This is a genomic window from Phenylobacterium sp. Root700 (genome assembly GCF_001429025.1).
GTDB lineage: Bacteria > Pseudomonadota > Alphaproteobacteria > Caulobacterales > Caulobacteraceae > Phenylobacterium.
In genome coordinates, this window is the sequence record NZ_LMHT01000011.1 from 395,351 (window position 1) to 408,333 (window position 12,983).

11 protein-coding genes and 1 pseudogene are annotated in these 12,983 nt (G+C 64.3%); 7 read left to right on the forward strand and 5 right to left on the reverse strand.

Features of this window, described 5'->3' with window-relative positions; all coding sequences use genetic code 11:
* Positions 1-83: 83 nt before the first annotated feature.
* From ASE02_RS07380 to ASE02_RS07390, 3 genes are all read left to right on the forward strand, one after another.
* Positions 84-770 (forward strand): TetR/AcrR family transcriptional regulator, encoded by a 687-nt coding sequence (locus tag ASE02_RS07380; RefSeq protein WP_056732675.1) that lies wholly within the window; start codon positions 84-86, stop codon positions 768-770.
* A 362-nt stretch (positions 771-1,132) separates the two neighbouring features.
* Positions 1,133-2,272: a class II histone deacetylase gene (locus ASE02_RS07385; RefSeq protein ID WP_056732677.1), complete on the forward strand. Its 1,140-nt coding sequence runs from the start codon at positions 1,133-1,135 to the stop codon at positions 2,270-2,272.
* A gap of 38 nt (positions 2,273-2,310) precedes the next feature.
* Complete coding sequence (locus ASE02_RS07390) at positions 2,311-2,766, forward strand: MaoC family dehydratase (protein WP_056732679.1); 456 nt, start codon at positions 2,311-2,313, stop codon at positions 2,764-2,766.
* Between the two features lie 39 nt (positions 2,767-2,805).
* Here ASE02_RS07390 and ASE02_RS07395 read toward each other — a convergent pair whose 3' ends face one another.
* Positions 2,806-3,702 carry a TetR/AcrR family transcriptional regulator gene (locus tag ASE02_RS07395; RefSeq protein ID WP_056732681.1) on the reverse strand — a complete coding sequence of 299 codons (897 nt, stop codon included), beginning with the start codon at positions 3,700-3,702 and terminating at the stop codon, positions 2,806-2,808.
* 207 nt (positions 3,703-3,909) lie between these two features.
* On the opposite strand from ASE02_RS07395, the gene ASE02_RS07400 reads away from it, so the two are divergent.
* The 3 genes from ASE02_RS07400 (at position 3,910) to ASE02_RS07410 (ending at position 8,245) form a co-directional block, all read left to right on the forward strand.
* Positions 3,910-5,292, forward strand: a complete 1,383-nt coding sequence (locus ASE02_RS07400) for an LLM class flavin-dependent oxidoreductase (protein ID WP_056732682.1) — start codon at positions 3,910-3,912, stop codon at positions 5,290-5,292.
* A gap of 33 nt (positions 5,293-5,325) precedes the next feature.
* Positions 5,326-6,606: an MFS transporter gene (locus ASE02_RS07405; protein ID WP_200957627.1), complete on the forward strand. Its 1,281-nt coding sequence runs from the start codon at positions 5,326-5,328 to the stop codon at positions 6,604-6,606.
* Positions 6,607-6,667: 61 nt separating this feature from the next.
* Entirely contained in the window at positions 6,668-8,245 is a 1,578-nt protein-coding gene (locus ASE02_RS07410) for an NAD(P)/FAD-dependent oxidoreductase (RefSeq protein ID WP_082601914.1), read from the forward strand.
* Between the two features lie 409 nt (positions 8,246-8,654).
* Here the strand turns inward: ASE02_RS07410 and ASE02_RS22905 are convergent, their stop codons facing one another.
* Both ASE02_RS22905 and ASE02_RS22910 read right to left on the reverse strand, forming a co-directional pair.
* Complete coding sequence (locus ASE02_RS22905; protein WP_369818529.1) at positions 8,655-9,278, reverse strand: aldehyde dehydrogenase family protein; 624 nt, start codon at positions 9,276-9,278, stop codon at positions 8,655-8,657.
* A 35-nt stretch (positions 9,279-9,313) separates the two neighbouring features.
* Positions 9,314-9,964, reverse strand: a pseudogene (locus ASE02_RS22910) (aldehyde dehydrogenase family protein); the annotation flags it as partial.
* A 228-nt stretch (positions 9,965-10,192) separates the two neighbouring features.
* Here ASE02_RS22910 and ASE02_RS07420 point away from each other — a divergent pair.
* Entirely contained in the window at positions 10,193-10,810 is a 618-nt protein-coding gene (locus ASE02_RS07420) for an NADPH-dependent FMN reductase (RefSeq protein ID WP_200957628.1), read from the forward strand.
* Positions 10,811-11,089: 279 nt separating this feature from the next.
* On the opposite strand, the gene ASE02_RS07430 is transcribed toward ASE02_RS07420, so the two are convergent.
* Together ASE02_RS07430 and ASE02_RS07435 are read right to left on the reverse strand one after the other, a co-directional pair.
* Positions 11,090-11,701: a TetR/AcrR family transcriptional regulator gene (locus ASE02_RS07430; RefSeq protein WP_056732686.1), complete on the reverse strand. Its 612-nt coding sequence runs from the start codon at positions 11,699-11,701 to the stop codon at positions 11,090-11,092.
* Positions 11,698-12,981, reverse strand: coding sequence for a GTP-binding protein (locus tag ASE02_RS07435; RefSeq protein WP_082601916.1), 1,284 nt, complete (start codon positions 12,979-12,981; stop codon positions 11,698-11,700). The genes ASE02_RS07430 and ASE02_RS07435 overlap by 4 nt, the downstream gene beginning before the upstream one ends.
* Positions 12,982-12,983: the final 2 nt, after the last annotated feature.

A 12,983-nucleotide genomic window follows, 5' to 3' on the forward strand; every position in this document is an offset into this window, starting at 1 on the left:
CCGGGGAGTGCTCCTCGGGGCCAAATGTTGTCAACTGTCCTAAATTCGACTAAGGCCGCGCCATTCCTAGTGCGAGGGGCTCCATGTCCGACACTGATGGCCACAGATATTCGCTCGTCAGCGACCTGACTTTTCCGCCGCGAGAAGGGGGCTACGCGAACGGGCGCGATACGCGCGAAACGATCATCAGCGCGGCGTTCCGTCTGCTCATGGACGAGGGCTATCGGGCCATCACCATGCGCCGGGTCGCAAAGGAATGCGGGCTGAAGATAGGCAACGTCACCTATCACTTCTCATCGAGGGAGGATCTTGTCCGCTCGATGTTTGAGGCCGTTAGTCTGAGCTACCAGGCGGTCGTGACTGACAAGATTTCGAATGAAGAGGAGCAGCCTGCGGGAAGATTTCGCGATCTGTGCAATTTCTTTCTGGACGACATCAAGACCAGGAAGACAACGATGGTCTTTCCAGAGCTGTGGGCTCTGTCGAACCATGACGAATTTGTCTATAATATCGTCAATGATCTGTACGACAGCGCTCGGGAGGTCTTCTTCGATCTTATTTCGGAGCTAAGGCCGGATCTGTCTGTGGAACTTCGCAATCAACTGTCGATCGTGGTGCAGGCTTCGATTGAGGGAATGACTGTATTCGCGGGATACAAGAAGCCGTTTCACGGTCAAATGGATCAAATAGAGGCCATAACTGTGAAGGCCTTTATGGATTTGATCTCGAACATCCAAGAGTCTGACGTTCCTCAAGGCGTTCCGGCCTAAATTCTGGATGCGGGCGGCCCGATGTCGCGGGTCAGGCCGGTCGAGTTAGGGCTGCGCCGCAACTGGTTTGGGCGGCGTTTGCCCTTCGACCAATACGGGCCATCGTAGCCACAGCGATTGCGCAATTGGCGCGCGCCGATCCCAGTGAATTTGGTGTCGCCGCCCTTCGACAATTTTGGTCGATTGACTAATATTGGTCACCATGCTGTAAATTTGCGCAGCTGCGAGGCCGCCTGGCCGCTGCACGTGGATGCGAGAGCGCCGTGCTCACGCCGCCGCCAGTCAGCAAGGTGAGGGCCGAGCGGGATCCTTTAGAGCGCGCGAGACGAGCGCAGCCAGCGACGAGCAGGGAGTGATCTGACATGAGACGCACCGGATTTGTCTGGAATGAGAAGTTCGCCTGGTTCGAGCTTCAGGCCTACGGCGGGGTCGTACGCGGCGGGGTCGACTCGATGCAGCCAGATCGGCACGTTTACGATCCGGAGGTCGTTAGACGATTCCGCAACCTCGTTGACGTGAGCGGGCTTCTGAAGAAGCTCGTGGACATTCCAGCGCGTCTTGCCACGGGGCTCGAAATCGGGCGCGTCCACACCAGCGATCACATCAACCAGATCAAGATCATGTCGGGCTTCCCGACAGGTGGGGAACCTGGGGATGACGCTCCGGTGCCGTATGGGGCCTTCGAGATTGCGTCGCTGGCCGCCGGTGGGGCGATCGCCGCCGTGGATGCGGTCATGAGCGGCGAGGTCGACAACGCCTATGCCCTCCTCAGGCCGGCCGGGCATCACTCCAGGCCGGACCGTTCGATGGGATTTTGCATCTTCTCGAACGCAGCGATCGCTGGGCGCCATCTCCTCGACTTCCACAATGTGAAGCGGATCGCCTATGTCGATTGGGATGTGCATCACGGCAACGGCACTCAGGCGGCGCTCTACAAGGAGCCTCGCGCGCTGACGATCTCAATCCACCAGGACCGCCTCTATCCCGTCGACGACGGGTTCGTGGAGCAGATCGGTGAGGGGAGGGCTGAAGGCACCAATCTCAACATTCCGCTGCCCCCGGGATGTGGCGTTGAGGCGTATTGTGCGGCCTACGACCGTGTCGTCATTCCCGCTCTGCAGGCGTTCCGACCTGACATCATCATCGTCCCCAGCGGCTTCGATGCTGGGGCCATGGATCCTATGGGGCGGATGATGATGCACTCCGACGGGTACCGCCAACTCACGCGAAAGCTCATGGCGGCGGCCGATGAGTTGTGTGGCGGCCGCCTCGTGTTCCTCCACGAGGGAGGTTACTCGCGCTGGACCGTGCCCTACTTCGGGTTGGCCGTGCTCGAGGAGCTCTCCGGAATTTCGACCGGAACGTCTGATCCTCACCTCGAGTATCACAAGGCGCTGGGCGGGCAGGAACTGCTGCCGCATCAGACCGAGGCTATCGACGCTGCGGCGGCGAACGTTGCGCGAGTTCCGCAGCCTGCCTGCCAGGCAGGCGTGGCCGACTGATCAGCGCCGGATCCAAATCGACTGTCTGCGAGGGAGTCATGAACGACGCGTTCAGTCAGGCCGATGGGTGGGCCGGAACTATCCGGGGCAAGCCGCGCGTGGGGCAGGTCGCAGAGCGGGCGCGGAGGACCCGCATGGATGATGTCGAGGCCTTCAGTGGAATGACGGGCGACCATAACCCGCTCCACTATGACAAGGACCTCGCCGAGAGCAGGGTCTTCGGCAAGCTGATCGTCCAGGGCGGTGTCACCTCCGGGCTGCTCAACGCTTGCGTTGCTGAAAGCTTGCCGGGCCCAGGGACCGTTTTCCTCTCCTGCGATTGGAGGTTCCTGAAAGCCGTCGGCGTGGGCGAAACGATCACCGCGCGAGTGGAGGTGCTCACGGTGCGCGATGACAAACCCATCTGCACCTTGAAGACCGCCGTTACGAATGAAGACGGCGACACGTGTCTCGAAGGGATCGCGGCCACATTCACCGTTCCGCTGCATCGCTGATGCGCCGCTCGCCCTTTCACGCCGCCTTCGACCCGCCAGCTAGCTCGTTGCTTTGCTCGATCGGGGGCGTCGTCCGCGAGTCTTTGGAGCCGGCTGTTCTGTGGCGGGGGAGGGCGAACTCGCGGCCGCGTCGTCGCTCTCTTGCGCTCCAGAGCCTTCTCGTTCGAGATCCGCAAGGGCCGACGCGTCGTCCGAGTCAGCACGCGTGAACAGTGCGCGAAATTCCTCGTCGGTGAGCAGGGTCGGCGTCTTCCACTTGCGCTTCAGATCCTCCTGTCGCCAGCCATACGCCTTGAGTTGGTCTGGGGTGATTGACTTCACCAGGCCGACCAGAGCGTGGCAGGCGATAGCGCTGTAAAGCGGCAGTTCACCGGCCCATGGCTTCTCGAAGCCCACGAACATCGTCGACCCAGCCACGCTTGCGGAGACATAGACCGCTAGGGCCTCTCGCTCCTGGTCGGCGAGCGAAGGATTGATCTCGGCGATCAGGCGCGTCAGCGTCCGACGCTCCAAAATGTAGATACTGTCCACCGCCTTGGCCACGATGGGATCGTAGTTGGCGAGCACCCACAGGTGCGGGAATAGACGGGTCGTTCGCTTCGTCTGGATGTCGTCCAGGAGGAGGCGGATGAACCGCTCCAGCTTCTGCTCCGCCGACAGGCTGGGTTCGCGGACAATGGAGCTGATATTGTCCGCGTACGGGACCAGCACCATGTTGATCACATCCTGCAGCAGGTCGGCGCGGCTCTTATAGTAGTAGCTGACGGCGCCGATCTGGATATTGCACCGGCGCGCGACCTCCCGAAGGGTCAGCGCCTGGTAGCCATCCTCGATCATGATATCGAGCGCGGTTTCGAGGATCTGGACGACGCGATCGCGACCGGTCTGGTAAGTGCCCGAACCCGTGCGCGTGCGAAGGCGGTCTGCGCCGATCATCTGTTCTGCTGTCCTCTGCCTGCCAAGCTTCCCGCAGGCCTAGCTAACATGTCCTAGCCGTTTCTCGTTGCTTCGTCAGGTGACCTCGACGCTGACGTGTCGGCGGGCCGCCGAGCGGGCGACAAACTCGGCCGATCCACATTTTGGTCAATTGACGAATATTGAACAAGGCGTATAAAGTTCGACATAACAACAAAGGGAGGCCCCATGGCACGCGAACTCTTCCTCAACGCCTTCGCCATGAACTGCGTCGGACACCAGTCACAGGGCACGTGGCGACATCCGCGCGACAAGTCGGCTGACTACAAGCACACCGATCACTGGGTCGAGCTCGCGCGCCTGCTGGAGCGGGGCAAGTTCGACGGCCTATTCCTGGCTGATGTCGTCGGTGTGTACGACGTCTATGGCGCCAGCCCGGACACCGCGCTGCGCGAAGCCGTGCAGGTGCCTACCAATGACCCGTTGCTCATTATTCCGCCGATGGCCCAGGCGACCGACAACCTGGCCTTCGCCGTCACGGTCAATCTCTCGCACGAAGCGCCGCTTCCCTTCGCGCGGCGGATGTCGACGCTCGACCACATGACCGACGGGCGGATCGGCTGGAATATTGTCACCGGCTATCTCGACAGCGGCGCCAAAGGGGCCGGGCAGGGCAAGCAGGTCGCTCACGACACCCGCTACGACATCGCCGAAGAGTTCGTGACGATCCAGTACGACTTCTGGGAGGGAAGCTGGGAGGAGGACGCGGTTCGCAAGGATCGGAACGCGGGCGTCTTCACCGATCCTGCCAAGGTCCACCGCGTGGCCCACGATGGCGAGTATTTTCGGGTGAACGCCGTCCACCTCTGCGAGCCGTCGCCGCAGCGCACACCTGTTCTCTATCAGGCCGGCTCATCCTCAAAGGGCACGGCCTTCGCCGCCCGTCACGCCGAATGCGTGTTCGTCGGAGGACACTCGAGGAGCAAGATGGCGACCGCCGTCGCCAATCTGCGCGCGCTCGCGGTCGAAGCCGGCCGCGCTCCCTCGGACATCAAGATCTTCGCCTTGGCGACGGTGATCACTGCGGCCACCGACGAAGAAGCCCAGGCGAAATTCGAGGACTACAAGCAGTATGTGAGCGCACCGGGCGCCCTGGCGCTGATGGCGGGATGGTCCGGGATCGACTTCTCCAAGCCGGACCTCGTAGCGGCTGGCGCGGCCGGCAGCAACGCCATCCAGACCGCAGCCGGGGCCTTCACCAAGGGCGGACCGGCTGAACATCGCGACCTCGACAGCCTAGCCCAGACCGTTGGCTTGGGCGGTGGCGGTCCGGTCCTCGTCGGTGGCCCTCAGCGCATCGCCGACGAGCTCGAGGCGTGGGCGGCGGAGTCCGACCTGGACGGCTTCAACCTGGCCTACGCGGTCATGCCCGAAACCTTCGCCGATATTGTCGATTACGTCGTCCCGGAACTGCAGCGCCGCGGCCTGTTCAAGAAGGACTACGCGTCCGGGACCTACCGCGAGAAGCTGTTCGGCCGAGGCGCGCGCCTGGAGGACAACCATCCGGCGGCGCGTCTACGCAAGCATGCCGCGGCGAAAGCAGGCGTTTAGGCCCGCGCTGGCGTCGCGGTGCGGGAGGCTAAGTTGAACCACGGAACGGATCTGGGTTCCGCTACGGCGCCGGTCAAGCCGGCGTCGTCCCCGTCCGGCTGGGGCGGTGGCCTACCGGGGAAGTGGCCTTCAATCGCGGTCATACTCCTGGCGCAGGTCGCGGCGATGGCGGTCTGGTTCGCGTCGGCGGCCGCGGCCTCAGCGCTTGCCAGGAGCGCGCCGCTTTCCGGCTTTGAATCCGGGCTGCTCACGAGTGCGGTGCAGGCCGGCTTTGTACTGGGCACCCTCGCCAGCGCATTCCTCGGCCTGCCCGATCGCTACGATCCGCGACGCATCTTCATGATCTCCGCGATCGCCGCCGGGGTCGCCTCGCTAACGCTGGCGGCGCTACCCCCAACGGGCGCAGGTATCCTGGGCCTGCGGTTTCTGACCGGGGTGGCGCTCGCGGGCGTCTACCCTATCGGCATGCGCTTGGCCGCCACGTGGGCCTCAGGGGACTTGGGCCTGCTTGTGGGCCTGCTAGTGGGCGCGCTGACTCTGGGCTCCGCAAGCCCGCACGCGCTTGCCGCCTTCGGCCACCTGGACTGGCGGGTGATCTACCTCGCCGCGGCTGGTTTCGCGATCTTCGGGGGGCTCGCGATCCTCTTTGCCGGCGTGGGTCCAAACGCCCCTCGGTCCGTGCGTCTTGCGCCAGGCCGCATGTCGCAGGCTTGGAGAAGTCGTCCGGTCCGCCTCACCAATCTCGGCTATCTCGGGCACATGTGGGAACTCTACGCGATGTGGACGTGGCTCGCGGTCTTCCTGGCTGAGAGCTTCCGCCGCTCCGGCGTGGCCGACCACCACACCCTGGCCGAGATCGTAACATTCGGCGCAATCGCCGCCGGCGCGCTCGGAGCGTGGCTCGGCGGGGTCTTCGCCGATCGATGGGGCCGCACCACAGTTACGATTTCAGCGATGGCCGCGAGCGGGGCGTGCGCCGCCGTGATCGGCTGGCTGATGGATGCGCCCCCCTGGCTGGTAAGCACTGTCGCCGTGGTCTGGGGCGTGACCATCATTGCGGACTCCGCCCAGTTCTCCGCCAGCATCGCCGAGCTTAGCGAACCCGACTCCGTCGGCACCATGCTGACCCTGCAGACCTGCGCCGGCTTCCTCCTGACTCTGGTGAGCATCCAGCTGGTGGCCCCCGTGGCTCAGGCGCTCAGCTGGCCGGCAGCCTTTACGATGCTGGCGCTGGGTCCCCTGTTCGGCTGTCTCGCCATGGCTCGGCTGCGCGCCAGTCCGGACGCGATCCGGCTGGCCGGCGGGCGGCGGTGACCAGAACGCGCATTCCCAATCTTAAACGGGGCGCGACCCCAGGCTACAGAAGGCTGCATCCGTGAACGTGTCTACCGACGAAACCGAGCTGCCCCACCACGTCGACGTCCTTATCCTCGGCGCCGGCATCTCTGGGATCGGGGCGGCCTATGAGCTCACCCGTCAGTGTCCGGATCGATCCTTCGCCGTCCTGGAGGCGTTCGAGAGTTTCGGCGGTACCTGGCTGGCGCATCGGTATCCGGGGGTACGCTCCGACAGCGACCTGTTCACCTACGGCTTCCGCTTCAAGCCATGGACCGGCCGTCCAATCGCGTCTCGCGACGAGATACTCCAGTACCTCGGTGAGACCATCGAGGAGAACGGCCTGGGATCGCACTTTCACTATGGCTGTCGCGTGATCTCCGCCGATTGGCGGAGCGACCAAGGGCATTGGCGTGTCGCAGTCCTGCGCGGCGCCGACCAGAAGCCGTTTCAGATCACCTGCAGTTTCCTGTGGTCGTGCCAAGGCTACTACCGGCATGGAGAGGGCTACACGCCAAGCTGGCCCGGCATGGAGCAGTTCGAAGGTAGCATCGTCCATCCGCAGACCTGGCCGAAGGAACTCGACTTCAGCGGCAAACGGGTCGTTGTGATCGGTTCGGGCGCCACCGCAGCAACCCTAGTCCCAGCGCTCGCACCCGAGTGCGAACACGTCACGATGCTTCAGCGCTCGCCGACCTACTTCTCTCCGGCGCCGAACCGCGATGCCCTCGCGGACACCTTGCGCGACCTTGGCGTTGAGCCGGCGACCGTTCACGACATCATGCGCAAGAAGATTGTCCGCGATCAGCAGATCATGCTCACCCGTGCTCTGGAGGATCCGGAGGCCACCAAGGCCGCCATGTTGGCCACGGTTGCGACCTTCCTGCCGCCGGATCAGGTGGAAGCCCACTTCACACCGACCTACAAGCCCTGGCAGCAGCGGGTGGCGCTCGTACCGAACGGGGATCTCTTCAAGGCCTTGCGGACCGGCAAGGCCAGCGTCGTCACTGATCACATCGAGAGCTTCACCCCGACGGGGCTGCGGCTGGTCTCCGGTCGTGAACTAGACGCAGATGTCGTCGTCACAGCGACCGGGTTCGAGATGTCCGCGCTCGGGGACACCGTCATGAAAATCGACGGCGAGCCTCTGAAATTCTCCGACAGCGTCAGCTATCGGGGCATCTTGCACACCGGTATCCCGAACATGGCGCGAACGATGGGGTACTTCCGAGTGTCCAGTTGGACGCTGCGCGTTCACTTGGTCAGCGACTTCGTCTGCAGGCTTCTCAACCAGATGCGTGTGATTGGCGCATCGAGCGTCGAAGTGCAGCTGCCGCCCGAAGCCCAGGAGGAGGGCTCCAAGTCCGGCATGGACAGCGATGTGTTCAACGCCGGCTACATTCTTCGCGCCCTGCATCTAATGCCAAAGCGCGGCCCTTCGCGGGACTGGCAAACCATGGACTATTGGGCCGAGCAATCGGACTTGCCGGCCGTACGGCTCGATGGCGACGTCTTTGGCTATCGTGACGCTGCCGGGCGGCCGATCGAGGAGGATCGGCGTGCCGCTGGTGAGCCGAGCCTTGTCGCCGTACCTCAGCCGATCAGGGAGCCTGGCTGACGTCAGGCTCAAGGCGCGCAGCCGAACTGGCGGGGCGGGCTCAACCGACCCGAAACGAGGAAGGCGCCAGCCGCGAGGGACAGCAGCCCGCCTGCCAAGCCGACGCTGCCCTCAACGCCGTACCGCGCGACAAACAGTGACGCCGCCAACGAACCAGCGCTGGGGCCGAGAGCGATCAGCTCGCGGACGATGAGGGATTGAAGGCCGAGCTACATCGCGCCTACCGCCACTGGATCGGGCTTCCAGAGCCCGCCAACCCGCCCAAGAGAACTGGGCCGATCCCAGCAGGAGCGCGGCGGCTGTGGCGCGCGGACCGGCGGGTCGGCGGCCGCATCGTCAGCCTTGCCGACGCCCCACTGCGAGAGTTGGGGCGACGACAAGGCTGTTCTGCCTACGGGTCCGAGGGCTTCTAGTAGGCTGCTTTGCTCGGGGCGTAGCCGAGGACCGCCTTGACTTCCAGGAACTCGTTGAAGCCGAAATCGCCCCACTCGCGCCCGTTGCCGCTCATCTTGTAACCACCGAAGGGCGCCATCATATCGCTGGCTCCGTTGATGATCACTTGGCCGGCGCGCAGCTTGGAGGCCACTCCGCGTGCCTTGGCCAAGTCCGCGCCGTTGACGTAAGCGGCTAGGCCGTACTCGGAGTCATTGCCGATCTGAATGGCCTGATCGACGCTTTCGTAGCCGAGGATCGACAGCACCGGACCAAAGATCTCTTCCTTGGCGATGGTCATGTCCGGGGTGACGTTGGCGAAGACGGTTGGCTTCACATAGTAGCCGACATCCAGGTCGCCTGGACGTCCGACGCCGCCCGCGACCAGGGTCGCGCCCTCGTCGATGCCGGTCTGGATCAGCTTCTGGATCTTGTCGAATTGGGCCTTGTTGACCACCGGTCCGAGCTGGCTGTTGCCGTTCGGGTCGCCCACGGTCGTCTGGTTGGCGGTTTCGCGGGCGACGGCGATGGCTTCGTCCATACGCGCCTGCGGGACCAGCATGCGGGTTGGAGCGTTGCAGGACTGACCGGAGTTGGTCATCACGGTGGCCACGCCACGGCCCACGCCCTTGGCGNATCCACGTCCGGGTGGCTGGACAGCGGCACGCCGACGCCGAGGCCGTCGCCCTGGACCAGGTTGAACACGCCTGCCGGCACGCCGGCGGCGTGCAGGATTTCAGCGAAGATGTGCGCGCTGAAGGGCGCCATTTCCGACGGCTTCAGCACCATGGTGCAGCCGGTCGCGATGGCGGGGGCCACCTTGCAGACGATCTGGTTCATCGGCCAGTTCCACGGCGTGATCAGTCCGCAGACGCCGATCGCCTCCTTGACGATCCTCGTTGGGCCACGGTCTTCCTCGAACTTGAAGGCCTTCAGCGCTTCGATCGCGGCGCCGAGGTGGCCCATGCCGATCGGCGCCTGGGCGCGTTGCGCCAGGTTGGCCGGCGCCCCCATCTCTTCGGTGATAGCGGTAGCCAAGTCGCCGAAGCGCTTCTGGTACTCCGCCAGAATGCGATTCAGGACGTCGAGGCGCTCTTCGCGAGTGGTCTGCGACCAGGTCGCGAACGCCTTGCGCGCGGCCACTACGGCCTTGTCCACGTCAGCCGCGGAGCCGAGCGCGATGCGTCCGACGACTTGTTCCGTCGCCGGGTTCTCGACATCGAGCGTCCTCAGCTCGACAGGATCGACCCACTGGCCATCGATATAGAATTTGAGGTGCTCGCGCATCGCGTCCGTCCACTCCCTTATTGCCTTGGGCTGAAAGCCGGCTTTTTGCCCGGCACGGGGCGGCCCGACGAATGGGGCGCGGCGAGTCTCGCCGTCCCCCACAAGCGTCCGCCGGCACGTGCTGGCGTGATGCTGAAAACTACCTGACGCGACCAATATTCGTCAATTGACCAAAATCATACAACTGATCAATATGTGGCCTTCCCAGCCGCTCAGGAGGCGCCTCCCGTGGAACTCTCTCCCATCACCCAGTCGCATCGTCCGACCATTCTCGGCCTCGGTGGGACCGTTCGAGCCGGCTCCTCCACGGAACGCGCTCTGGTCGCGGCTCTCGACGTGGCGGCTGCGGCCGGCGCGGAGACGAGGCTGCTCGGCGGCGCGTTCCTGGCGACCCTGCCGATGTTTGATCCGCGTCCGGGCGGACCGACCCCAGAGCAAGTCGAGCTCGTCGAAGCGGTCGCGAAGGCTGATGGGATTATTCTCGCCTCCCCCGGGTACCATGGGTCCATCTCGGGAGTGATGAAGAACGCCCTCGACACGCTCGATCTACTGCGGGAAAGCGCGCACCCGTTCCTTGCGGGCAAGGCGGTGGGGGTCATCGTCACGGCGGCGGGCTCCCAGGCGGGCGGCACGAGCTTGGTGGCGATGCGCGCCATCGTCCACGCTCTGAGAGGGTGGCCGACCCCGTTCGGGGCGGCGTTGAATTCGGCGACGCCTCTGTTCGACGAGGCCGGCGCCTGCTGCAATCCGAAGGACGCGACGCAACTCGCCGCGGTGGCCGAACAGGTCGTCGAATTCGCGATGATGAAGGCCGCACTCCAAGCTCAACAAGCTTCGCCCGCGTAGCGAGCGACTCTGAGGATGTAGAGGCGGACATGCTTTGTGCGTGAGCATTTGGGTAGGTAGCTGAGGCTGGCTCCGTAGGCCTCGATGACCTGCTGGATCCTGGGGCTCCTGTGGGAGCCAAGCCAGTCGAGGACTGCGATGTCGCCGGCCTCCACCTCCGCGACGGCGCGAGCCTGCAGATCATCCGAATAGGGTCGGCTCATCCATGCTGGCCCCCCAGCCAGCATCTTGAATCATGATCCCTCGATCGGGAATCCCTCGCGATTCACTCAGCGAGGATCAGGCTCTAGTCTGCGCGGCGATCAGCGCCTCCAGCCCGCGGACCGCGGATTCCATGGCGCCGTCCTCGGGACCGTGCCCGGGCAGGGTGCGCGACAGCGCCACCGCCGCAATTCCGCGACCCCAGACCCAGATCGCCTCGGCGATGCTGCTGGCCAGCTCCGGCGGGTGCCGGTCAGCCAAGTCGGCCATGATCGCCGCGCGCGAGACCGCGAACGCCTCGGCCTCGGCGGCGGCGACGTCCTCGCGCCGTCCAACGTCGAGGGCTTCGTACATCAGCTCGTACAGTTCGGGCTTCTGGCGCAGGAAGTTCAGATAGGCGGCCCCCGTCGAGCGCAGCCCGCCCTGGTCGCCATCCGTCTCGTAGGCGACCCGCATCGCCTCGGCCAGCTGGCGAAAGCCGTCCACCGCCAACCCCGCCAGCAGCGCGGCCTTGTCGGCATAGTGATAGTAGACGGTGCCCGGCGCGACCCCGGCCCGGTCGGCGATCGCCCGCAGCGACAGACCCGCGCGGCCGTTCTCTTGTAGGATATTCCTGGTAGCGGTCAGAAGTTGTCCGCGGACATTGCCCACGTGATAGGTGCGCCGCCGCTCCAGGCTGACCGCCGTCATGACGCCTGTCCCATCGCAAGACCCGTCGCGGTCCGGCATGCCGCCGGTTGGCGATCGGATGCGATAGGCGTCGACATCGACTTGAACGTCTGCTCCGGGTCCAGGGTGAGCCACAGGTCCGGCCCAGCCAAAATCTCCTGCGGAGTCAGAAGGCAACTATCCAGGTCGTGCTTCAGCAGGTCGAAATCGATGTTTCTGCCGATAAAGACGATCTCTTGCCGGCTGTCCCCCGCGGGCTCGACCCATTTCTCCATGATCGCGCTGCGCCGATAGGCGTCCTGCGGCCATTCTTCGGGGGGCAGGAACCGCCACCATCGCCCGATGAAGTCCCAGCGCACCGGCCCTCCGCTCTGCGCGAGCCGGCCGATCTCCAGAAAGTTGCTGGCGACCCAGAAGCTGCCCTTGCACCGCAACAGTTGGCCGTTGCTCCAAGGTCCCTGGAGGAGCTCGGCGAGGCGCTGCGGGTGGAACGGAATTCTTTCCCTATAGGACCCGGCGCCGATGCCATATTCGTCCGCCTCCGAGCGATCGTCGGCCGAGGCTTCCAGATGTCTCATCCAGCCCGGCGACTGGGCGAGCTTGGCGAGATCAAAGCGCCCCGTGTTGAGGATCTTCGCAGGGTCGATTTCGCCGCGCGTCATCGGCAGGATCTCAGCGTCCGGGTTCAGCGCATGCAGAACCGTCTTGAGACGCTCGAACCCTTCGATGCCGATGAGGTCGAGGCGGCTGACGAGAATGACGTTGGCGAACTCGACCTGGTCGAGAAGCAGTTCCGAAAGCGGGCGGTGCGCCTCAGGGCTAGCTGATGGCGAGACAGATTCAGGCGTGGAAGCAAGCATGGCTTCGAAATTGCCGCCGTCGACCACCGTCACCATCGTGTCGAGCTTCGCTAGCTCGCTTAGACAAAACCCATTGCTGTCGAGAAAGGCGAAGGTCTCTGCGACGGGGAGGGGCTCGGAAATGCCGGTGGATTCGATCAAGAGATAGTCGAAGCTGCCCCGCCGAGCGAGATCGCTGACTTTCTCGAGCAAGTCGGCGCGCAGCGTGCAGCAGATACAGCCGTTGCTCATCTCCACCAGTTCGTCGTGGCCCCGCTTGAGCGCGGCGTCACGCTGGACATCGTCGTGATCGATGTTGATCTCGCTCATGTCGTTGACGATGACCGCCACGCGTAAGCCGTCGCGGTTTTGGAGCACGCGATTGAGCAAGGTTGTCTTCCCGGCGCCGAGAAAGCCGGACAACACCGTAACGGGCAGGCGTCCTTGGCTTTCAACCGGCATGG